Origin of the sequence: Streptomyces litmocidini (assembly GCF_014649755.1) — a bacterium.
GTDB classification, from domain to species: Bacteria; Actinomycetota; Actinomycetes; order Streptomycetales; family Streptomycetaceae; genus Streptomyces; species Streptomyces litmocidini.
In genome coordinates this window covers 245023-266267 of the sequence record NZ_BMTQ01000005.1, presented here as the reverse complement: position 1 = coordinate 266267, position 21245 = coordinate 245023, and the positions used below count along the sequence as shown (strand labels likewise).

Annotated in this window: 13 protein-coding genes and 1 pseudogene; 8 read left to right on the top strand and 6 right to left on the bottom strand. The window is 72.0% G+C overall.

The features are described from left to right. Window positions 1-459 precede the first annotated feature (459 nt). Entirely contained in the window at window positions 460-1455 is a 996-nt protein-coding gene (locus IE180_RS13420; RefSeq protein ID WP_190157080.1) for an ADP-ribosylglycohydrolase family protein, read from the bottom strand. Between the two features lie 251 nt (window positions 1456-1706). Between IE180_RS13420 and IE180_RS13415 the strand changes: the two genes are divergently transcribed. The 3 genes from IE180_RS13415 (at window position 1707) to IE180_RS13405 (ending at window position 9000) form a co-directional block, all read left to right on the top strand. Continuing rightward, a complete protein-coding gene (locus IE180_RS13415) occupies window positions 1707-2435 on the top strand; it encodes a VIT1/CCC1 transporter family protein (protein ID WP_190157079.1) in 729 nt (242 codons plus the stop codon). Window positions 2436-2984: 549 nt separating this feature from the next. After that, a complete protein-coding gene (gene gltB, locus IE180_RS13410) occupies window positions 2985-7547 on the top strand; it encodes a glutamate synthase large subunit (protein WP_190157078.1) in 4563 nt (1520 codons plus the stop codon). Next, window positions 7540-9000: a glutamate synthase subunit beta gene (locus tag IE180_RS13405; protein WP_190157077.1), complete on the top strand. Its 1461-nt coding sequence runs from the start codon at window positions 7540-7542 to the stop codon at window positions 8998-9000. Before gltB ends, IE180_RS13405 begins: the two co-directional genes overlap by 8 nt. 118 nt (window positions 9001-9118) lie before the next feature. Here IE180_RS13405 and IE180_RS13400 read toward each other — a convergent pair whose 3' ends face one another. From IE180_RS13400 to IE180_RS13385, 4 genes and pseudogenes are all read right to left on the bottom strand, one after another. Continuing rightward, entirely contained in the window at window positions 9119-9574 is a 456-nt protein-coding gene (locus IE180_RS13400; RefSeq protein WP_229860465.1) for a hypothetical protein, read from the bottom strand. Then, on the bottom strand, window positions 9571-9897 hold the full coding sequence (locus IE180_RS13395; protein WP_190157076.1) for a hypothetical protein: 327 nt from the start codon (window positions 9895-9897) through the stop codon (window positions 9571-9573). Before IE180_RS13395 ends, IE180_RS13400 begins: the two co-directional genes overlap by 4 nt. After that, window positions 9894-15080, bottom strand: a complete 5187-nt coding sequence (locus tag IE180_RS13390; protein ID WP_190157075.1) for an HD domain-containing protein — start codon at window positions 15078-15080, stop codon at window positions 9894-9896. Before IE180_RS13390 ends, IE180_RS13395 begins: the two co-directional genes overlap by 4 nt. Before the next feature lie 93 nt (window positions 15081-15173). Next, window positions 15174-15371, bottom strand: a pseudogene (locus IE180_RS13385) (LLM class flavin-dependent oxidoreductase); the annotation flags it as partial. A 168-nt stretch (window positions 15372-15539) separates the two neighbouring features. Between IE180_RS13385 and IE180_RS13380 the strand changes: the two are divergent. From IE180_RS13380 to IE180_RS13360, 5 genes are all read left to right on the top strand, one after another. After that, window positions 15540-16130 carry a PadR family transcriptional regulator gene (locus tag IE180_RS13380; RefSeq protein WP_229860464.1) on the top strand — a complete coding sequence of 197 codons (591 nt, stop codon included), beginning with the start codon at window positions 15540-15542 and terminating at the stop codon, window positions 16128-16130. Continuing rightward, window positions 16121-16840: a vWA domain-containing protein gene (locus IE180_RS13375; protein ID WP_190157073.1), complete on the top strand. Its 720-nt coding sequence runs from the start codon at window positions 16121-16123 to the stop codon at window positions 16838-16840. The genes IE180_RS13380 and IE180_RS13375 overlap by 10 nt, the downstream gene beginning before the upstream one ends. A 95-nt stretch (window positions 16841-16935) precedes the next feature. Further along, complete coding sequence (locus IE180_RS13370) at window positions 16936-17316, top strand: VOC family protein (RefSeq protein WP_190157072.1); 381 nt, start codon at window positions 16936-16938, stop codon at window positions 17314-17316. Between the two features lie 227 nt (window positions 17317-17543). After that, a complete protein-coding gene (locus tag IE180_RS13365; protein ID WP_190157071.1) occupies window positions 17544-18206 on the top strand; it encodes a TetR/AcrR family transcriptional regulator in 663 nt (220 codons plus the stop codon). Between the two features lie 305 nt (window positions 18207-18511). Continuing rightward, window positions 18512-20281: a DEAD/DEAH box helicase gene (locus tag IE180_RS13360; protein WP_190157070.1), complete on the top strand. Its 1770-nt coding sequence runs from the start codon at window positions 18512-18514 to the stop codon at window positions 20279-20281. Here the strand turns inward: IE180_RS13360 and IE180_RS13355 are convergent. Next, entirely contained in the window at window positions 20206-21105 is a 900-nt protein-coding gene (locus tag IE180_RS13355) for a tyrosine-protein phosphatase (RefSeq protein ID WP_190157069.1), read from the bottom strand. The genes IE180_RS13360 and IE180_RS13355 overlap by 76 nt on opposite strands. Between the last annotated feature and the right edge of the window lie 140 nt (window positions 21106-21245).

Genomic DNA, 21245 nt, shown 5'->3' with positions numbered 1-21245 from the left:
GGTCCTGCGGGTCGCCGAGCAGGAGACCGGCCCCCGGCACCGGGGGCCGTGCCCGCCCTCCCCCGGGCTCTCGGCTCCGCTCGAACAGGGGGGACCCCCCTCGCCCTGCGGGGCGATCGCCCGCGGCGGGGGCGGCTGCGGCCGGGGCAGCGCCCGCGGCGGGGGTGATGTCCGCAGCCGGTGCGGCAGCCGCGGCGTCCACGGCGAGGGCGGCGGCCGCGGCGTCCATGGCGGGGGCGGCAGCCGCGGCGTCCGCCACGGGGGCGGCGCCCGTGGCGGGGGCGGTGCCCGCAGCCGGTGCGGCAGCCGCCGTGCCCGCATCGACGGCGGTGGTCGTGGTGCCCGTGCCGGGAGCGACGGCCGTGGCGGTCGCCGTGCCCGCAGCCGGTGCGAGAGCCGCGGCGTCCGCTGCTGGCGCGGTGGCCGTGGGCACCGGGTCCGGGGGCGTCAGGTCCGCGGTCATGCGGCCTCCTCCGGTGTGAGGAGGTCCGCGACGTCCAGGACGTGGTAGCCGCGCATCGAGGGGAGGCAACTGCCGGTGACCGGGGCGATGGCCCCGGCCCAGTCGGCCGGGATCGCGCCCAGGCCGCCCGCCGCGCCCGCCAGGGCGCCCGCCACCGCCGCCGTCGTGTCGGCGTCGCGGCCCATGTTGACGGCGGTGAGGACGGCCGTGCGGAAGTCGCCCCGGGCCGCCGCGAACGCGCCGAACGCCAGGCCCACCGCCTCCGGGGCCAGGTCCGTCCAGGGGTAGCCGCCGATGACGACGGCCGAGCGGACCTGGCGCTCGCGGGTGAGCGGGTCCGGCTGGACGCGCTGGGCCGCGACGACCGCGCGGCGCAGCGAGCGGGCCGTCCAGGAGTCCATCGGGACGACCGAGAGGGCCGCCGCGATCACCGACGTGACGGTCGCTCCCGTCATCGCCGCCGCCACGCCCGCCGCCACCGCCTGGCCGCCGTAGATGCCCTCGCCGTCGTGGCTGACGCTGCCGTCGATCGCGACCAGGCGGGCCGCCTCCGCGGGGCGGCCCGCCGCGAACACGCCGAAGGGCGCCGCGCGCATGGCCAGCCCGTCCGACCAGGCGTGGCGGTGCTGGGCGGAGATGGGGGCGGCCAGGCCCCGGCGGAGGTTCTCCAGGGTGCCGCGCTCGGAGAAGCCCGCGCCGCGGAAGGGGCCCTCGTCGAGGTCGGCGATCCAGTGGTGCCAGGCCCGTTCGACGTGGCGGACGGTGAGGGCGGAGCCGTGCCGGGCGAGGAGCAGGCCCGAGAAGATGGCGTACTCCGTGTCGTCGGTGCCCGCCGGGCTGTCCGTCACGAATCCTTCGATGCGGCCCCAGCGGCGGCGGATCTCGGAGGGCCGCATGTTCTCGGCGGGCGCGCCGAGCGCGTCGCCGACGGCGAGACCGAGGAGTGCCCCCCTCGCCCGTTCACGCGTGTCGCAGGCCGTGCTGGTCACCATCTCGCGCCCCTTCCTGGACAGGGGCGCCGACAGCGACGCCCCGATGCCTGGATCTGTGCCACCACGGGCCGCGAACTCGCCGAAGAAACGTCTCTGTCACCCGGCTGACACCCCGCCAGGTTGGGGTGCCCTCACTGAGGCGGGCCTTAGTAAGTACGGCCTGGCTTGCTGGCGCACCCCTTACATCGGGCGTATTTTCGAGGCGTTGGGGCGGCGGGTGCGACCCGGCCCGCCGGAACGAGGGGAGAGGCATGTCCATCATCGAAGCCCAGGCACCACTGCACGAGGCCCACCGCGACAACCACACGCACCGCGACGTGAACGGCGGTTGGCTGCGCCCGGCGGTGTTCGGCGCGATGGACGGGCTCGTCTCGAACCTCGCCCTGATGACCGGCGTCGCCGGCGGAGCGGTCTCCTCGGGGACCGTCGTCATCACCGGCCTCGCGGGCCTCGCGGCCGGCGCCTTCTCCATGGCGGCCGGCGAGTACACCTCCGTCGCCTCGCAGCGCGAACTCGTCCAGGCGGAACTGGACGTCGAGCGGCGCCAGTTGCGCAAGCACCCGGTCGACGAGATGGAGGAGCTCGCCGCGCTCTACGTCTCCCGCGGCGTCGAGCCCGAGCTCGCCCGCGAGGTCGCGATGCAGCTGTCGAAGGACCCGGAGCAGGCGCTGGAGATCCACGCCCGCGAGGAGCTCGGCATCGACCCGGACGACCTGCCGTCGCCGATGGTCGCCGCCCTCTCGTCCTTCGGCTCCTTCGCGCTCGGCGCGCTCCTCCCCGTCCTGCCGTACCTGCTCGGGGCGACCGCGCTCTGGCCGGCCGTCCTGCTCGCGCTCGCCGGGCTCTTCGCCTGCGGCGCCCTGGTGGCCCGGGTGACCGCCCGCGGCTGGCTCTTCAGCGGCATGCGCCAGCTCGTCCTGGGCGGGGCCGCCGCGGCCGTCACGTACGGGCTCGGCATGCTCTTCGGAGCCGCGTTGTAGCCCCGGTGGGTGCCGGTGCGGATTCCGTACCCGGCCGGTGCGGATTCCGCACCCCCGCGGAAGCCGGTGCGGAATCCGTGTCCCCGCAGAAGACCGAGAGGCCCCCGAAAGGGGCCTCTCGGTCTTTTCGTGGCACCCTTTCCCGACATAGGCCCCGAAACCTCTGTGACGTATATCCCTGGCCCGATCCGCCGGGGCGATGAGACACTATGCGGGACGCCACATAAGTAGCCGGTTACTCGGCGGTTTCGAACTCGTGACCAACGGGAAAGAGGCCTGAGCGCCACCGGGCAACGAAGCCCACTCCCAGTGACGGGTCGCCGAGTCCCGAAGAACATCCGGGCCCTGATCCGTCCCCGCGGGACAGTCCCTGTCGCCGCACCCCACAGAGGAACCCACACCACCGCTGCGTATCGGCGTTGTCCGCATGCTGGAATGAGCTATCCGCTTCGCGAGAAGCCAGCCATCATGTAACCTGCACGAAATTTCGCGGAGGGCCAACGTCGTCCCTCGGCAGCTCCATATGCCACGACGACGACGGGAGAGCCGATGCGTTCCGACGCCTGGTCGCCCATGGACGGTCGCCCCGCTCCTCAGGGGATGTACGACCCCCGTAACGAACACGACGCCTGCGGTGTCGGGTTCGTGGCCACCCTCACCGGTGTAGCCAGCCACACGCTGGTCGAGCAGGCGCTGACCGTACTGCGCAACCTCGAGCACCGCGGCGCCACCGGCTCCGAGCCCGACTCCGGCGACGGCGCCGGCATCCTGCTCCAGGTCCCGGACGCCTTCCTGCGCGAGGTCGCCGGATTCGAGCTCCCCGAGGCCGGCGCGTACGCCGTCGGCATCGCCTTCCTCCCCGAGGACGGCACCGACGAGACCGTCGCCGCGATCGAGGCCATCGCCGCCGAAGAGGGCCTGGACGTCCTCGGCTGGCGCGAGGTCCCCGTCGCCCCCGAGCTGCTCGGCGCCTCCGCCCGCGCCACCATGCCGGTCTTCCGCCAGCTCTTCGTGGCCGACGGCGAGAGCACGGGCATCGCGCTCGACCGCAAGGCCTTCGTCCTGCGCAAGCGCGCCGAGCGCGAGGCCGCGACGTACTTCCCGTCGCTCTCCGCCCGCACCATCGTCTACAAGGGCATGCTGACCACCGGCCAGCTGGAGCCCTTCTTCCCGGACCTGTCGGACCGCCGCTGCGCCACCGCCGTGGCCCTGGTCCACTCCCGGTTCTCCACCAACACCTTCCCGAGCTGGCCGCTGGCCCACCCGTACCGCTTCGTCGCCCACAACGGTGAGATCAACACCGTCAAGGGCAACCGGAACTGGATGACCGCCCGCGAGGCGCAGCTCGACTCCACCGTCTTCGGTGAGGGCACCCTGGACCGGATCTTCCCGATCTGCACCCCGGACGCCTCCGACTCGGCCTCCTTCGACGAGGTCCTGGAGCTCCTCCACCTCGGCGGCCGCTCCCTGCCGCACGCGGTCCTGATGATGGTCCCGGAGGCGTGGGAGAACCACGAGACCATGGACCCGGACCGCCGCGCCTTCTACCAGTACCACTCCACGCTGATGGAGCCCTGGGACGGCCCGGCCTGCGTCACCTTCACCGACGGCGTCCAGGTCGGCGCGGTCCTCGACCGCAACGGTCTGCGCCCCGGCCGCTACTGGGTCACCGACGAGGGCCTCGTCGTCCTCTCCTCCGAGGTCGGCGTCCTCGACATCGACCCCGCCAGGGTCGTCCGCAAGGGCCGCCTCCAGCCCGGCAAGATGTTCCTCGTCGACACCGCCGAGCACCGCATCGTCGAGGACGACGAGATCAAGGCCGCCCTCGCCGCCGAGCACCCCTACGCGGAGTGGCTGGAGACCGGCGAGATCGAGCTCTCCGACCTCCCCGAGCGCGAGCACATCGTGCACACCCACGCCTCGGTCACCCGCCGCCAGCAGACCTTCGGCTACACCGAGGAAGAGCTCCGCGTCATCCTCGCCCCGATGGCCCGCGCAGGTGCCGAGCCGATCGGCTCCATGGGCACGGACTCGCCCATCGCGGCCCTGTCGACCCGCCCGCGGCTGCTCTTCGACTACTTCACGCAGCTCTTCGCGCAGGTCACGAACCCGCCGCTGGACGCCATCCGCGAGGAACTGGTGACGAGCCTGCGCTCCTCGCTCGGCCCCGGCAGCAACCTGCTCGAGCCCACCGCCTCCTCGTGCCGCAGTGTCACCCTGCCCTTCCCGGTGATCGACAACGACGAGCTGGCCAAGCTCATCCACATCAACGCCGACGGCGACATGCCCGGCATGAAGGCCGTCACCCTCTCCGGCCTCTACCGGGTCTCCGGCGGCGGCGAGGCCCTCGCCGCCCGCATCGAGGCCATCTGCGCCGAGGCCGACGCGGCGATCGAGGGCGGCGCCCGCCTGATCGTCCTCTCCGACCGGCACTCCGACGCCGAGCACGCGCCGATCCCCTCGCTGCTGCTCACCGCGGCCGTCCACCACCACCTCATCCGCACCAAGCAGCGCACCAAGGTGGGCCTGCTCGTCGAGGCCGGTGACGTCCGCGAGGTCCACCACGTCGCCCTGCTCATCGGCTACGGCGCCGCGGCGGTCAACCCGTACCTCGCCATGGAGTCCGTCGAGGACCTGGTCCGCGCCGGCACCTTCATCGAGGGCATGGAGCCCGAGCAGGCCATCCGGAACCTGATCTACGCCCTCGGCAAGGGCGTCCTCAAGGTCATGTCCAAGATGGGCATCTCCACCGTCGCCTCCTACCGCGGCGCCCAGGTCTTCGAGGCCGTCGGCCTCGACGAGACCTTCGTCGCCACGTACTTCAACGGCACGGCCACCAAGATCGGCGGCGCCGGTCTCGACGTCGTCGCCAAGGAGGTCGCCGCCCGCCACGCCAAGGCGTACCCCGTCTCCGGCGTCCCCTCGGCGCACCGCGCCCTGGACATCGGCGGCGAGTACCAGTGGCGCCGCGAGGGCGAGCCGCACCTGTTCGACCCGGAGACCGTCTTCCGCCTGCAGCACGCCACGCGCACCAAGCGGTACGACATCTTCAAGAAGTACACGGAGCGGGTGAACGAGCAGTCCGAGCGCCTCATGACGCTCCGCGGCCTCTTCGGCTTCGCCACCGAAGGCCGTGCCCCGATCTCCATCGACGAGGTCGAGCCGGTCTCCGAGATCGTCAAGCGCTTCTCCACCGGCGCCATGTCGTACGGCTCCATCTCCCGCGAGGCGCACGAGACGCTCGCCGTCGCCATGAACCGGCTGGGCGCCAAGTCCAACACCGGTGAGGGCGGCGAGGACCCGGACCGCCTGTACGACCCGGAGCGGCGCTCCGCGATCAAGCAGGTCGCCTCCGGCCGCTTCGGCGTCACCAGCGAGTACCTGGTCAACGCCGACGACATCCAGATCAAGATGGCGCAGGGCGCCAAGCCCGGCGAGGGCGGCCAGCTGCCCGGCCACAAGGTCTACCCGTGGGTCGCCAAGACGCGTCACTCGACGCCCGGCGTCGGCCTCATCTCGCCGCCGCCGCACCACGACATCTACTCCATCGAGGACCTGGCCCAGCTGATCCACGACCTCAAGAACGCCAACCCGGTCGCCCGCATCCACGTGAAGCTGGTCTCCGAGGTCGGCGTCGGCACGGTCGCCGCCGGTGTCTCCAAGGCCCACGCGGACGTCGTCCTCATCTCCGGCCACGACGGCGGAACGGGCGCCTCCCCGCTGACCTCGCTGAAGCACGCGGGCGGCCCCTGGGAGCTCGGCCTCGCCGAGACCCAGCAGACGCTGCTGCTCAACGGCCTGCGCGACCGGATCGTCGTCCAGACCGACGGCCAGCTGAAGACCGGCCGCGACGTCGTCATCGCCGCGCTGCTCGGCGCCGAGGAGTTCGGTTTCGCGACCGCGCCGCTCGTCGTCTCCGGCTGCGTCATGATGCGCGTCTGCCACCTCGACACCTGCCCGGTCGGCATCGCCACCCAGAACCCGGTCCTGCGCGACCGCTTCTCCGGCAAGGCCGAGTTCGTCGTCAACTTCTTCGAGTTCATCGCCGAGGAGGTCCGCGAACTCCTCGCCGAGCTGGGCTTCCGCACCCTCGAAGAGGCCGTCGGCCACGCCGAGCTGCTGGACACCAGCAAGGCCGTCACGCACTGGAAGGCCCAGGGCCTCGACCTGGAGCCGCTCTTCCACGTGCCCGAGCTGCCCGAGGGCGCGGTCCGCCACGCCCTGATCGAGCAGGACCACGGCCTGGAGAAGGCCCTCGACAACGAGCTGATCCAGCTCGCCGCCGAGGCCCTGAACGCGCCCTCCGCCGAGGAGGCCCAGCCGGTCCGCGCCCAGGTCGCGATCCGCAACATCAACCGCACGGTCGGCACCATGCTCGGCCACCAGGTGACGAAGAAGTTCGGCGGCGCCGGCCTCCCGGCCGACACCATCGACATCACCTTCACCGGCTCCGCCGGCCAGTCCTTCGGCGCCTTCCTGCCGGCCGGCGTCACCCTCCGCCTGGAGGGCGACGCCAACGACTACGTCGGCAAGGGCCTCTCCGGCGGCCGGGTCATCGTCCGCCCGGACCGGGGCGCCGACCACCTGGCCGAGTACTCGACCATCGCGGGCAACACCATCGGCTACGGCGCCACCGGCGGCGAGCTGTTCCTCCGCGGCCGCACCGGCGAGCGCTTCTGCGTCCGCAACTCCGGCGCCCTGGTCGTCTCGGAGGGCGTGGGCGACCACGGCTGCGAGTACATGACCGGTGGCACGGCGGTCGTCCTCGGCGAGACCGGCCGCAACTTCGCGGCCGGCATGTCGGGCGGTGTCGCCTACGTGATCGACCTCGACCGGGACAACGTCAACTCCGGCAACCTGGAGGCGATCGAGGCCCCGTCGGACGCCGACAAGGCGTGGCTGCACGACGTCGTGCGCCGCCACTTCGAGGAGACCGGCTCCACGGTCGCCGAGAAGCTCCTCGCCGACTGGGACGCCGCGGCGGCCCGGTTCAGCAAGATCATCCCCACCACGTACAAGGCCGTGCTCGCCGCCAAGGACGCCGCTGAGCTCGCCGGTCTCTCCGAGGCCGAGACCACCGAGAAGATGATGGAGGCTGCGTCCCATGGCTGACCCCAAGGGCTTCCTGACCACCGGGCGCGAAGTCGCCCAGACCCGACCGGTGGCCGAGCGCGTCAGGGACTGGAACGAGGTCTACGTCCCCGGCTCCCTGCTGCCGATCATCAGCAAGCAGGCCGGCCGCTGCATGGACTGCGGCATCCCGTTCTGCCACAACGGCTGCCCCCTCGGGAACCTGATCCCCGAGTGGAACGACTACGCCTACCGCGAGGACTGGTCGGCGGCGCAGGAGCGCCTGCACGCCACCAACAACTTCCCGGAGTTCACCGGCCGCCTGTGCCCGGCCCCGTGCGAGTCCGCGTGCGTGCTCGGCATCAACCAGCCGGCCGTCACCATCAAGAACGTCGAAGTCTCCATCATCGACAAGGCCTGGGACGCGAACGACGTCAAGCCGCAGGCGCCCGAGCGCCTCTCCGGCAAGACCGTCGCCGTCATCGGCTCCGGCCCGGCCGGACTCGCCGCCGCCCAGCAGCTGACCCGGGCCGGCCACACCGTCGCCGTCTACGAGCGCGCGGACCGCATCGGAGGCCTCCTCCGCTACGGCATCCCCGAGTTCAAGATGGAGAAGCGGCACATCAACCGCCGCATCGAGCAGATGCGCGCGGAGGGCACCAAGTTCCGCACGGGCGTCGAGATCGGCCGCGACATGCCGGCGACGGCGCTGCGCCACCGGTACGACGCGGTCGTCATCGCCGCCGGTGCCACCACCGCCCGCGACCTGCCCGTCCCGGGCCGGGAGCTGAACGGCATCCACCAGGCGATGGAGTACCTGCCGCTCTCCAACAAGGTCGTCGAGGGCGACTTCGTGGCCCCGCCGATCACCGCCGAGGGCAAGCACGTCGTCGTCATCGGCGGCGGCGACACCGGCGCCGACTGCGTCGGCACGGCGCACCGCCAGGGCGCGGCCTCGGTCACGCAGCTGGAGATCATGCCGAAGCCGGGCGACGAGCGGAACGCCGGCCAGCCCTGGCCGACCTTCCCCATGCTCTACAAGGTCACCTCGGCGCACGAGGAGGGCGGCGAGCGGGTCTACTCCGTCTCCACCACCCACTTCGAGGGCGACGAGGACGGCAACGTCCAGTTCCTCCACCTCGTCGAGGTCGAGTTCGTCGACGGCAAGCTGACCCAGAAGCCGGGCACGGAGCGGAAGATCCCCGCCCAGCTGGTCACGCTCGCGATGGGCTTCACCGGCACGGACGTGGAGAACGGCCTGGTCGCGCAGTTCGGCCTGGAGCTGGACGAGCGGGGCAACATCGCCCGCGACGCGGACTTCGCCACCAACGTCGACGGCGTGTTCGTCGCCGGTGACGCCGGCCGCGGCCAGTCCCTCATCGTCTGGGCCATCGCCGAGGGCCGCTCCGCCGCCCGCGGCGTGGACCGCTACCTGACCGGCGCCAGCTCCCTGCCGGCCCCGATCCGCCCGACGGACCGTGCCCTGACGGTCTGATCCGGCCCCTTCGAACGTCCCGCACAACGACGTGCGGAACTGAGCGCAGCGCCCCCCTCCCTGTCCCCGACCGGACGACCTGGGGGGCGCTGCGGCGCGTTCCCGGACGGGTGGCCGGTCAGGCGACCGGGCCAGGCCAGATCCAGGTGATCAGTGAGGCCGCCGACACGGCGAGGACGCCGAGGAGACCCATCCACCGGGCCCAGCTGGTCATCAACCGAATGGTCCTGGCCCGCTTCTTCTCGTACCGCAGCAGATACTCCGCACCCGAGGGCAGCTTCCGTCCCGGCCGCTCGTGCACGGCCGAGACCATCAGCCAGGACGCCAGCAGGAGCAGCAGGAACGCCCCGGCGAGCAGCCCGATCACCCACCACCGGGGCCCGGTGGTCATCTTGCTCAGGTTCTCCTGCCCCTTGAGGACGAAGACGACGGTGAGCAGCCCGGTGAGCGTGGCGAGGAAGTTCCGGTAACCCTCGGCCTGCTGGAGCGCGGCCTTGAGCTGCTCGGGCGGGGCGGCCATGGCGCGCACCCGGTTGTCGGCGTCGACGAGCTCCTGGGGGGTGAACTCGTTCACAGTGAGAGCCCCTGCGGCGGAAGCGCGATCCAGAACGTGGCCCCGCAGCCGTCGGGGATCTCGGCCGGCCGGTTCACGTGCCAGGTGGGGCAGTGGCACTGGGCGAACTTCGGTTCGCCGTTGTCGAACGCCTGCTTGTCCGGCCCGGAGGGGCCTTTGGTGACGTACTGGATCTCCTCCCACACCCGGGTGGTCACGCACCGGCACTCGGGGCACTCCCCGGTGGCCTCGACGCGGCCGGCTCCGGCGGACTGCCACAGGAAGGTGGTGGCGGGCTGGGCGAGCGGGAGGTTCGTGCGGCGGTAGGGGGCGGCAGAACTCATGGGTGGGGGCCTCCGAAGGGGGGAAGGTCGAGGTCGAAGAGGCGGGAGTACGCGCGGAGCCGCTCCAGGACCTGCGCCTCCGGGAGATCGGTCTCCTCGGCGCACAGGGTGATGTGGTCGGGATCCACGGCGCCTTCGAGCGCCGGGGCGCGGCCGGTCAGCCGGGCGGTGAGCACGATGACGTCGCACCAGTCGGGCGCCAGGTCCCGTTCGGCCCCGACGGGCTCCGGGACGGTGACGTCGAGACCGAGACACCGGAAGGGCGCGTAGCGCTCGTACGCCTTCCCGAGGGTCCACCCGAACCGGCCCGCGACGAGGACGAGTTCGAGGGGGCCGAGGGCGCCGGGGCCGAGGAGACCGGGATCGAACGCGGCCAGGTCGAAGTCGTCGGGGACGAAGTCCTCCAGGGCCTCGGCGTCCGGGCCGGTGAAGGGGCCGGGGAGGGAGGGGCCGCCGACGGGGAGGAAGGCCTGGACGAGGCGGACGACATCGCCGAGGCCCTGGGAGGAGGCCATGGCCTGGAGCAAGAGCTGTCCGCAGCTGAGGGCGGAGTGGAAGGCCATCCGCTGGGTGAACCCGTCCTCCCTCTGCTCGAACCACATGGCGATCGCATGGTGGGGAGCGGCGGAGGCGACCGGCACGGGAAGGTCGGCGATCTTCAGGGGAAAGGGCAGGGGAAGGGCCCTCAGCCTCTCGATCTGGGCACCGAGCGTGCCCTTCTCCCGGGCGGCGAGAAGGGTCAACGGCGCTACTCCCAAGCCCTGTGCGTCGAGGTCCCAGCGTCCGCAGTCGTATGCCGAGTAGGGATGGACCGCATGCAAGAACCGGTCCAGATAGGGATCCAGGTCGGTGATCTGGGCCAGGTTCGCTTCGACGAGGGCGAGGCAGCCGGGGGCGAGTACACCGCAGGCGTCCAGGTGCCGCAAATCCTGACGCAATGAGGTGAGCCCGGTGTCGCCGGAGGAGTTGCGCAGGGCGGCGGCGAGGCGCCACGGCCCGAACGGTCCCCGCTCCTCCCCTTTCCAGGGGAGGAGATAACTGGCCCAGTGAGGGACGATCCAGTCGGCGACAGCGTCGGGAACGGACACCGCTGAGACCCCTGTGGCGGCGGTGAGGCCGTTGACCTGCTCCACTACGCGACCCACGGGCACTCGCATGCGCAGGGACCGGTTCAGCACATCGAACAAGCCGAGGTCCCCGCTGACCCAGGGGCGCTCCCCGTCCACGTCCCGCGAGAGGAGACGCCGCTCGTCGCCGGTCAGGGCTCGATGCCCGAGCGTGGTGTCGGACACGCCAGGGCCCAGGCGGAACCCCAGCTGTTCCAGTTCCGCGATCCGCTCGACGAGCTCTTCGCGCTGCTCGACCGCCGGGGCACGCACCAGTAGATCGACAGGGTGGACTGTGCCCTCCTGCCAGCCCCGTGGTTCCCTATCCGTGATCACGCTGACCGGAGTGGCCAGCGCGCTCGCCTCCGTGTCGAGGACGACGTGTCCGGAGAGTTCGGGGATGTCCTTCCAGCCCTCGACGGCCACGCTGCTCACCAGGTCCCGCGCTGCGGCGAGGGTCTCGTCCAGTGTGATCTCGTGAGCCGCCGAAACGGGCAGGAGCGCCGAGAGGCGTGCAGGCAGTGAGTTTTCCTCTCCCGGAGCGGACCGCCGCGCGTCCGTCTCCGCGTAGGAGAGGTCTGCCATGACCACGGTCGGAAACATGTTTCCGAGCGCTCGGATGTCGGTGGTCTCGGGCACCTTGACACCGGCGATGGCGTAGCGCCGCTGGGCGCGTACGGCCAGAGACAGGGGTTGACGGGTGAGAGCAGCCGCCCGCAGAGGCGCGACCCAGGAACCGTCGGGCACTGCGCGCTCGAAGAGCAGCGCGTCCAGACCACGAGGCAAGGGATACCCACGAGGTGTGAAGGGTTCATGTCCTTCGCGAAAGACACCCAGCAGAGAGCGCCGCCACCGGTCGAACAGCTGGCCTTCTCTTCGCCGGACGTCGCCGAAGGTGGGCTCGTAGTGGTTCAACCTGATGGATCTTCCGTCGAAGGGCAGGCATCCCACGACGCGCAGGTGAAGGGGGGAAGTGTCCAAGCTGCGCTCGGAGTGGGTGGCGTGCAGTACGCCCACAGCGTCTTCGTCGAGTGAGTCGAAGACCTTCACCGCCAGTCGCGGCTCTGTGAGGGCGATTTCCCACAGCCAGCGCAGCGACACCTCGTCGAACGACCGGACGGCCTCCGGCACGGCCGTGAGGAGGCGCTGCTCCACCCCCTCCTTGTCGTAGCTGATCAGCCCGTTCCGGTCCACCGTCGGCACCGGCTGGTCATGTTCGCGCAGATTGAAGACGTAGCCGTCGACCTCCGGCGCGTTCCTGATCACCACGCCGTCCAGGAGCAGCTGGCCCTTGCCCTGGACGAGCCAGGCGTCGGTCCCTGCCCTGGCCGGCCCGGTCGGCCAGTCCTCCGAGGGCTGGAGCTCGCCCGGATTCCACTCCGCCGAGCGGATCCGGTGGCCGTTCCGGTCCAGTTCCTCCGCCGTGACGTGGTGGTCACTCACCCACAGCAGCTTCCGGAGGGTCTCCACCAGTGACGGCGGTGTCTCGCCGTCCGCGCTCAGATAGAGGCGGACCACCGTTCCGCCGCGTTCCGGGGCGTCCGTGGTCTCCACGATCTCCAGGAGTCCAGAGCCCGACTGGATGGTGGCCTGCAGTGGTGCTTCCGTACGGGAGAGGTTGCCGTGAAGGTCGGTGGTGGCAGTGGTGACCACGACCTCCTCCGCCAGCATGAAGTAGCTGAACACGCCGATGCCGAAACGGCTGTTGAACGGGACCGGCTCGATGCCCGCCCGCCGCCAGTTCCGTCGCTCCTGCACGAAGTCCGGGTCCTGCTCGTACCGCTTGCCTGCCCGGGCGAACATCGAGGTGAGCTTTCTGCGACTCATTCCGGTGCCCGTGTCGCGGCACTCGATGTACGGACGGTCCTCCGCGTCGTACCCCTGGACGAAGGAGATCTCCGGGTCACGCCCCTTCGCCCCGCACTTGCGCAGGCGCCGCCCGTACTCGGCGCGCAGCTGCCGGTGCCGGCAGGCGTCCAGGGCGTTCTGGTAGAGCTCCCGGACGGCGAGCATCCTGTCGCCGTACAACTGGGTGCCCATGAGCAGTGGGCGGATCTCGTCCTCGGCGAGCCGGAAGCGCTCCAGCGGTTTGGTGTACTGCTGTTCGAGGGGTTCCAGAAACTCGGTGGTCACCTTCCGCGGGATGCCGCGCAGCAAGGGGGGAGCGGTCCTCTGGTCCTCCTTCCAGCCCTTGTGCCTGGCCCGGACCGACGCGTCAGCGGTCGCCGCCAGGTCCTCCACGGCCGCGTGCAGCGCGGGGTGCGGGCAGAGGAAGTGGACCGCGAGGTCGTATCCGTCATCACCGTCACCCGTCCGCGTGTGCTCGGCGGGGGACTCCAGGCGGTACTCGGAGAGAGCCGCGGTGACGTCCGAGGGGACGAGTCGGCGGTGGGCGCCCAAGTGGTCGACGAGCACGCTCGACATGCGCCGGGGGTCCGCGGCGAGGAGCGAGGCCAGCCAGACGAGGTACGCGAGGTCGGGGGCGCGCCACTGGTTGCCGGGCACGGCGGGGTGCTCGTTCCAACGGAGTTCGCCGCTGTCGTTGATGCGGGGGCTGCTGCCGGGCGCGACCGTGACGTGGGCGAGGACCTGACGGAGTTGGCGGTCGATCAGGGTGCGGTTCTGCGGGGATGTCTCGCTGGGCGATCCGGCGGTCACGGCCGCGACCACCATGGTGAGCAGGTGGTCGACCGCCGCGTAGTCGCCGGTGCGGTCCCACAGGCGGTCCCAGTCGGCGATGAACCGGTGCCGGAGCCAGTGATCGGCTGCCGTGGCCGGTTCGGTCAGATGGCGCTGGCGCAGGGTCTCGGCCGCCAGGCTGACCTGCGAGTGTGCCCGGGACACGTCCCGTGCGGCGTCGCACACCAGGTGGTCGTGAGGGGTGGCGGCCTCCCGTCCATGGCCATCCTCGATCCGGTCGATCCGGTCGGGCCGGAGTGCCGCCAGCTCGCTCAGGGCGACGGCGACGACGCCCTCGTGCAGCAGGGGTGCGGCGAGCAGTGCCGCCGTTTCGGCGGGGGAGAGGCGTTCACGGCCGGTGAGGCGGGCTGCTTCGACGAGTCGGCCGAGGCGGTCGACGACTCGGATCGGGTACTCGGGATCGCTCCAGGGCGTGGCGAGGGCGGAATCCGTGCCCAGGCGGCTTTTCGTGACCTCGCGCGCCAGGTCGGCGAGCTTGTCCTTGACCCGTTCGTGCGCGTCCGCGTGCGAAGTGTGCTGCCAGAGAACGGACTCGGAGACCGCCTCGACCCAGCGCTGGGTCTCCTGGGATCCCTGGCAGAGGACCAACCGTTCGGCGAGGCCCTCCACGCATTGGAAATCGACGGTCGGCGGAGGCTCCGTCAGCCGTGCGGTCAGCCGCTCGACCCTGCCCTGGACGAAGGCGTGGAGTTCCTTCAGGGTCTTCGGGGGACTGTTGCGGGACAACGCCTCGGAAAGGGCGATGCCGAAATAGCTGCCCTTCTCAGGGTCGGCGTAGGCGGGTTGTCCGCGTCCGGCCGCGAGGAGCCAGGCCACGTCACGGTAGGCGGAGTTCACCAGACGGGCCTCGTCCGCGTCCGCGGGCGAGGCCGGCTGGTCGGTCCGGCAGGTGTCGAGGCAGACCACGACCGTGACGCCCTCGGGGATCTGGCCCAACAGGACCTCGGGGGCGGTTTCGAGGATCGTCTGCGCTATGAGCGAGCCGTCGGCGCGGGGCCGTGTGTCCGAGGTGAGGAGGTACTCGCGCTCGCCGACGGTGACCCCGTGGGCGGAGACGTAGAGGAACGCCGTGTCCCCGGCCGTGCAGGAGAGGAGGAAGTCCTCCACCGCGCTCACGATCGAGCCGACACCCGTGTCACGCCGTTCCGGACTGGTGTGGCCGGGGTGGAGGGCGTCGACGCTGTAACCGGACTCGGCGAGGGCGGACCCGACGAGTTCGACGTCGCGGTCGACGAAACCGAGCAGGGGGAAGCGGCGGGCGAGGGTCTCGTCCCGTTCGAGAAACGGGGTCCTGCCGACTCCGACGAGCAGCGCCCGCCGTCTGCCGCCGACCGGCCCCTCGGTCGTGTCCTCCGACGCGGCCGTCGTCGCGCTCACCCGTACCCCCGACTCCGTTGTGCGGCCCCCCAGATCCCTCATGATTCCATGAACACCCCATCCGAATGGGGGCGTCGGGGAAGCCTCCCGGACTCACTCGGACGCCCGCGGCGCGCGGAAGCGCGGGATCACGTGCTCGCCCCACTGCCGGATCGTCTCCAGGCAGACGTCCTGCGGCACCGTGCCCATCTGGATCAGGCACATCACCTCGTCGACGCCGATCTTCCGGAGCCGTTCGACGGAGGCGATCGCGGTGGCCGCGTCCCCGTAGGCGTGGTCGGTGCGGTACGTCGTGGAGGACCTGGCGTTCGCGGGCGGGGGTGGGGTCGACGAGCTGTGCTTCGAAGATCGTGGAGAACCACACGGGACGCTCCTCCGGGGCAGGCAGAGTTCTATGCCTAGTCGAAATGCTTCTGGCAGGCACGGGGAGGGGGGAGGAAGAGCCGTAGACTGCCGTCCGTGGTGGACTCCGTGGCGGACCGAGAGGGCGTGCCGGGCCTTCCCGCGACCGGCTGGGCCGTGCTCGGACTGCTGTCCCACGGACGGGAGTCGTCCGGGTACGACGTCAAGAAGTGGGCCGACCGGTCCCTCGGCCTCTTCTACCGGAGTCCGTCCTTCAGCCAGGTCTGCAGCGAGCTCAAGCGCCGGGAGAACAGCGGCTACGCCACCTCGCGGCTCGTCGCCCCCGAGACCGGCAGCCGTGACAAACGCGTCTACCGCATCACCGACGAGGGCCTCGACGCCGTCCGCACCCGGGCCCGCACCGCCCCCCTCGACCCGCCCGTCCTGAAGCACGGGCCGATGCTCCGGCTCTGGCTCGGCCACCTCCTCGAACCCGAGCGGATGCGCGAGATCCTGGCCGCGCACCGGGAGCACGCCGAGCGCATGCGGCGGCGCGCCGAGGCGGACGTCGCGGGGGCGGACGAGGCGTGGGCGTACCCGCGGCTCACCCTCAAGTGGGCCGAGCGGTACTACACGGCCGAGCGCGACCTGGCCGACGCCATGCTCGCGGACATCGAGGAACGGGAGGGGGAACGGCCATGGCACTGAGCCTGCGGAAGGTCGAGGAGACCGCACCCGCCCTGGTGAGTCTCTACAAGGAGGCCGGGGCGTCACTGGCACGGAACGGGATCAGCGGACAGCGGGTCGCCGTCTACCTCGTCATCGACTACTCGGGTTCCATGAAGCCGTACTACGCCAACGGCACCGTCCAGACCCTCGCCGACCGGGTCCTCGGGCTCTCCGCGCACCTCGACGACGACGGGCGGGTGCCGGTGGTCTTCTTCTCCACCGACATCGACGCGGAGACCGAGATCCGGCTCGACGACCACGCCGGCCGGATCGGCCGGATCGTCGCCGGCCTCGGCCACATGGGGAAGACGAGCTACCACCTCGCCATGGACGCCGTCATCGACCACTACCTGGACAGCGGCTCCACCGCGCCCGCGCTCGTCGTCTTCCAGACCGACGGAGGGCCCATCAACAAGCTCGCCGCCGAGCGGTACGTCTGCAAGGCGGCCCGCCTGCCGATCTTCTGGCAGTTCATCGGCTTCGGCGACCCCGGCAGCCGGCAGTTCGAGTTCCTGCGCAGGCTCGACGAGCTGGCCGTGCCGGCGAAGCGGCCCCTCGACAACGCCGGCTTCTTCCACGCGGGCCAGGACCCGAACCGGGTCCCGGACGCCGAGCTGTACGACCGGCTCGTCTCCGAGTTCCCGGCCTGGCTCGCCGCCGCCCGGGCCCAGGGCGTCGTCCGGTCGTGACCCCGCGCCCGTTGCGGCGACCGAGGGGCGGCAACTCCGGTGCGAGGAACGGTAATCCGCTCGCCCCGGCCGTTGCCGCGGGCAATCATGGGGCCATGACCTCTCTCGTACGACACGTGACCGTCGACTGCGCCGACGCCTACGCCCTGGCGACCTTCTGGGCCAAGGTCCTCGACTCCGAGCCCTCCGACGACGACAAGCCCGGCGACCCGGAGGCGCTCGTCGAGTCGCCCGGCGCGAACCTCCTCTTCATCCAGGTCCCCGAGGGGAAGACGGTGAAGAACCGCGTCCACCTCGACCTCCAGCCGCAGGACCGCAGCCGCGACGAGGAGGTCGAGCGGCTGCTCGGCCTCGGCGCCACCCTGATCGACGACCGCCGGAACGCCGACGGCACCGGCTGGGCCACCATGGCGGACCCGGAGGGCAACGAGTTCTGCGTGGAGCGCAGCGCGGCGGAGCGCGCCGCCACCGCCTGAGACGCGTCACCGGAGCAACCCGGACAGTGGTTGTCGGGTATCCGGCTCTTCCGGGTGGAGCCGACCGAGGGCGTACGGACCTGGGTGGACGGAGAGGAGATCTGCTTCCGCAGCCGGGCGCCGGGACGCCCGACGCGGACGCTCCGGCGCGGCGACGACGGCAGCCCGCCGCGCCAGGAGGCCCGGCTCCTGGGTGGGCCGGCGCGCGGGGGGACCAGAATGGGCACGTGCCGAACACTGCGAACAAGAAGAAGACCCAAGTGAGCGGGGGACCCGAGCGGCGCCGTGAACTCCTCGACACGGCGGCCGAGGTGTTCGCCGCCCAGGGGTACAACGCGACCACCGTCCGCAAGATCGCGGACGCCGCCGGGATGCTCGCCGGCAGCCTCTACTACCACTTCGACTCCAAGGAGTCGATGCTCGACGAGATCCTCTCCACCTTCCTGAACGAGCTCTGGGAGGGGTACGACGCCGTCCTCGGCGCCGGGCTCGGCCCCCGCGAGACCATCGAGGCCCTCGTCACCGAGTCCTTCCGGGAGATCGACCGGCACCGCGCCGCCGTCGCCATCTACCAGAAGGAGTCCCTGCACCTCGTCGACCAGCCCCGCTTCGGCTACCTCGTCGACTCGCAGCGCAGGTTCGAGAAGGCCTGGCTCGGAACCCTGGAGCGCGGCGTCGCGGACGGGGTCTTCCGCGACGACCTCGACGTCCGTCTGACCTACCGCTTCGTGCGCGACACCGTCTGGGTCGCCGCGTCCTGGTACCGGCCGGGCGGACAGCACAGCCCGGAGGAGATCGCCCGCCAGTACCTGTCCATGGTCCTGGACGGAATCGCCGTGCGAGGTCCCGGGGCGTCCGGAGGGCGAGAGACCGGGGCGGAGAGGCCCTGAGGCTTCCGGGGGGCGGGGAGGTCCTGAGGCGTCCTGAGGCGTCCGGGGCGGAGAGGCCGGGGCGGGGAGGCCCTGAGGCGTCCGGGGGGCGGGGGGCAGGGGCGGGAAGGTCCTGGGGCGCACTATTGTTCCTGTAGACATCCGGGACCTGTATCGCGCGTCCCGGGAGAGACAGCCGGGGCCGTGTCGCGTGCTCCGGGAGAGACAGCCGGGGCCCGTATCTCGTGTTCCGGGCGGTACAGCCGGGGCCCGCACCGCGCAGGTGCGGGCCCCGGCCGTGCCGCGCACCGGCCAGGAAGGCACGAATGACCCGCTCCGAACGCCCCCACAAGCGCGGCCCCCGCACCGCCCAGGCGAAGTCCACGTCCCAGCCGAAGGGCGCCCGCGCCGGCCGTCGTCCCGCCGCGCCCCCGCCGCCGCAGGAGTTCACTCCGCCGGAGACGGTGACGCCCGCGCTGCCGCCCGTGGCCTCCTTCGAGGACCTGGACATGCCGGCCGCGCTGCTGCGGACGCTCACCGAGCAGGGCGTCACCGAGCCCTTCCCGATCCAGGCCGCGACCCTGCCGAACTCGATCGCCGGGCGCGACGTCCTCGGCCGGGGGCGCACCGGCTCCGGCAAGACCCTCGCCTTCGGGCTCGCGCTCCTCGCCCGTACCGCGGGCCGCCGCGCCGAGCCGACCGCGCCCCTCGCGCTGGTCCTGGTGCCGACCCGCGAGCTCGCCCAGCAGGTGACCGACGCCCTCACGCCGTACGCCTCCGCGCTGCGGCTGCGGATCACCACGGTCGTCGGCGGCATGTCGATCTCCCGGCAGTCCTCGTCCCTCCGGCGCGGCGCCGAGATCCTCATCGCCACGCCGGGCCGGCTCCACGACCTCATCGAGCGGGGCGACTGCCGTCTGGACCAGGTCGCCGTCACCGTCCTCGACGAGGCCGACCAGATGGCCGACATGGGCTTCCTGCCGCAGGTCACGAAGCTGCTGAAGCAGGTGGAGCCGGGCGGGCAGCGGCTGCTGTTCTCCGCGACCCTCGACCGGAACATCGACAAGCTCGTCAAGATGTTCCTCGACGACCCGGTCGTGCACTCCGTCGACCCCTCGGCCGGCGCGGTGACCACGATGGAGCACCACCTGCTCTACGTGCAGGACGAGACCGACAAGAAGGCCGTCACGCTGCGGATCGCGGCCCGCGACGGCCGGACGATCCTCTTCATGGACACCAAGCGGTCCGTGGACCGGCTGGTCAAGCGGCTCCTGGCCAACGGCGTCCGGGCCTCCGGGCTGCACGGCGGCCGCTCGCAGCCGCAGCGCAACCGGACCCTGGACCAGTTCAAGACCGGCCAGGTCACCACGCTGGTCGCGACGAACGTGGCGGCCCGCGGCATCCACGTGGACGACCTCGACATGGTCGTGAACGTCGACCCGCCGATGGACCACAAGGACTATCTGCACCGGGGCGGCCGCACCGCCCGCGCCGGCGAGTCCGGCAGCGTCTTCACGCTGGTCCTGCCCGAGCAGAAGCGGGACATGGGCCGGCTGATGTCGAACGCGGGGATCAGCCCCCGCACGGCGCAGATCAAGTCCAGCGACGAGGAGCTCGCCGAGCTCACCGGCGCCCGGGAGCCCTCGGGCGTCCCCGTCGTCATCGAGGTCCCGCAGCCGACCCCGCCGCGCAAGGCGACGGACGCCGGAAGCGGCACGGGCGGCGGCCGTCGCCGTCGCCGTCCGGCCTCCGGCGGTTCGGCCGGCGGGGGTACGGGGACGGGCGCGTCGGCCTCGGGCCGCGCCTCCGGCCCGTCCACCGGGCGGGCGCCCGGCTCGGGCACCACGGGCCGGGGTTCCGCCTCCGGGACCCCGACGGGCCGGGGTTCCGGCGCCTCGGGCGGCTCCGGTCGCGGTGCGGTCGGTGCGGGGCGCGGTTCGGGCGCGGGCCGGGGCGCGGGCTCCGGGGCGGGCGCGGGCGCCGGGCGCGGTGCGGCGGCCGGCGCCGGCCGGGGCGGGCGTCAGGCCTCGGGCACCAGCCGCTCGCGGAGCGCCGCGAGCTCGCGCAGCTCCAGGCCGAGGCCGACCGACACGTAACGGAAGAGGCTGCCGTACGAGGTGCGGAGCTGGTCGAGGGCGGTGTCCAGGTACTCGGCCCGCACCTCCTGCAGCGGCACGATCAGGTCCGGGTTCTGCATGAGCCCGCCCTGCTTCAGCCCCTCCCGCACCCGTGCGTCGTACGCGGCGCGGAAGGTGTTGGAGGCGAGGTAGTCCGCGCGGGCGGAGGTCTCCGGCACCCCGAGCAGGGTGAGCAGGAGCCAGCTCGTCCAGCCGGTGCGGTCCTTGCCGGAGGTGCAGTGCAGGAGCAGCGGCCCCCGGCGGGGGTCGGCCAGGTCCCGCAGGGTGGCCGCGAGGGCGGCCCGGTCGGCGGGGTCGGTGACGAAGGTGCGGTACACCTCGCGCATGAAGGCGGCGGCCCGGCCGTCGCCGAGCATCTCCTCCTGCCGCACCGGGTCGCGGGAGCCGATCGCGGCCGTCAGCTGCCCGAAGAGGCCGTGGTCGGTGACGGGCCGGGCCACCGGGGTCGCGCCGGCGGGCAGCCGGTCGGCGCCGTCGTGGTCGACCTCCAGCGGGATCCGCAGGTCGACCACGGTGCCGAGACCGAGCCCGGCGAGGGTGGTGAGGTCGGCGTCGGTGAGCCTGGCGAGGTGGTCGCCGCGGTAGGCGAGGCCGTGCCGGACCCGTTTGCCGTCGTAGGTGGCGTATCCGCCGAGGTCGCGGACGTTGACCGCGCCCTGGAGCGGGATCTGCCGGATCGCGGTGGCGGCCGTGGGGCGGGGGCGGGCGAGCGCGGGCGGCGCGGCGCCGAGGAGCAGTGCGGCACCGGTGGTGGTGAGCAGGGCGCGTCGGGACAGGGGCATGGCTGGGCTCCCTTGCGGACTGACGGACGTACGGGCGGTGGCCGTACGGCAGACGGACTCGGGGACGGCCGTGGGCGGACGGGCCCGCGGAGCCACTCCTCCACCTAACGTTAGTTAGGTGGCGTGTTGGCGAGGAAGGT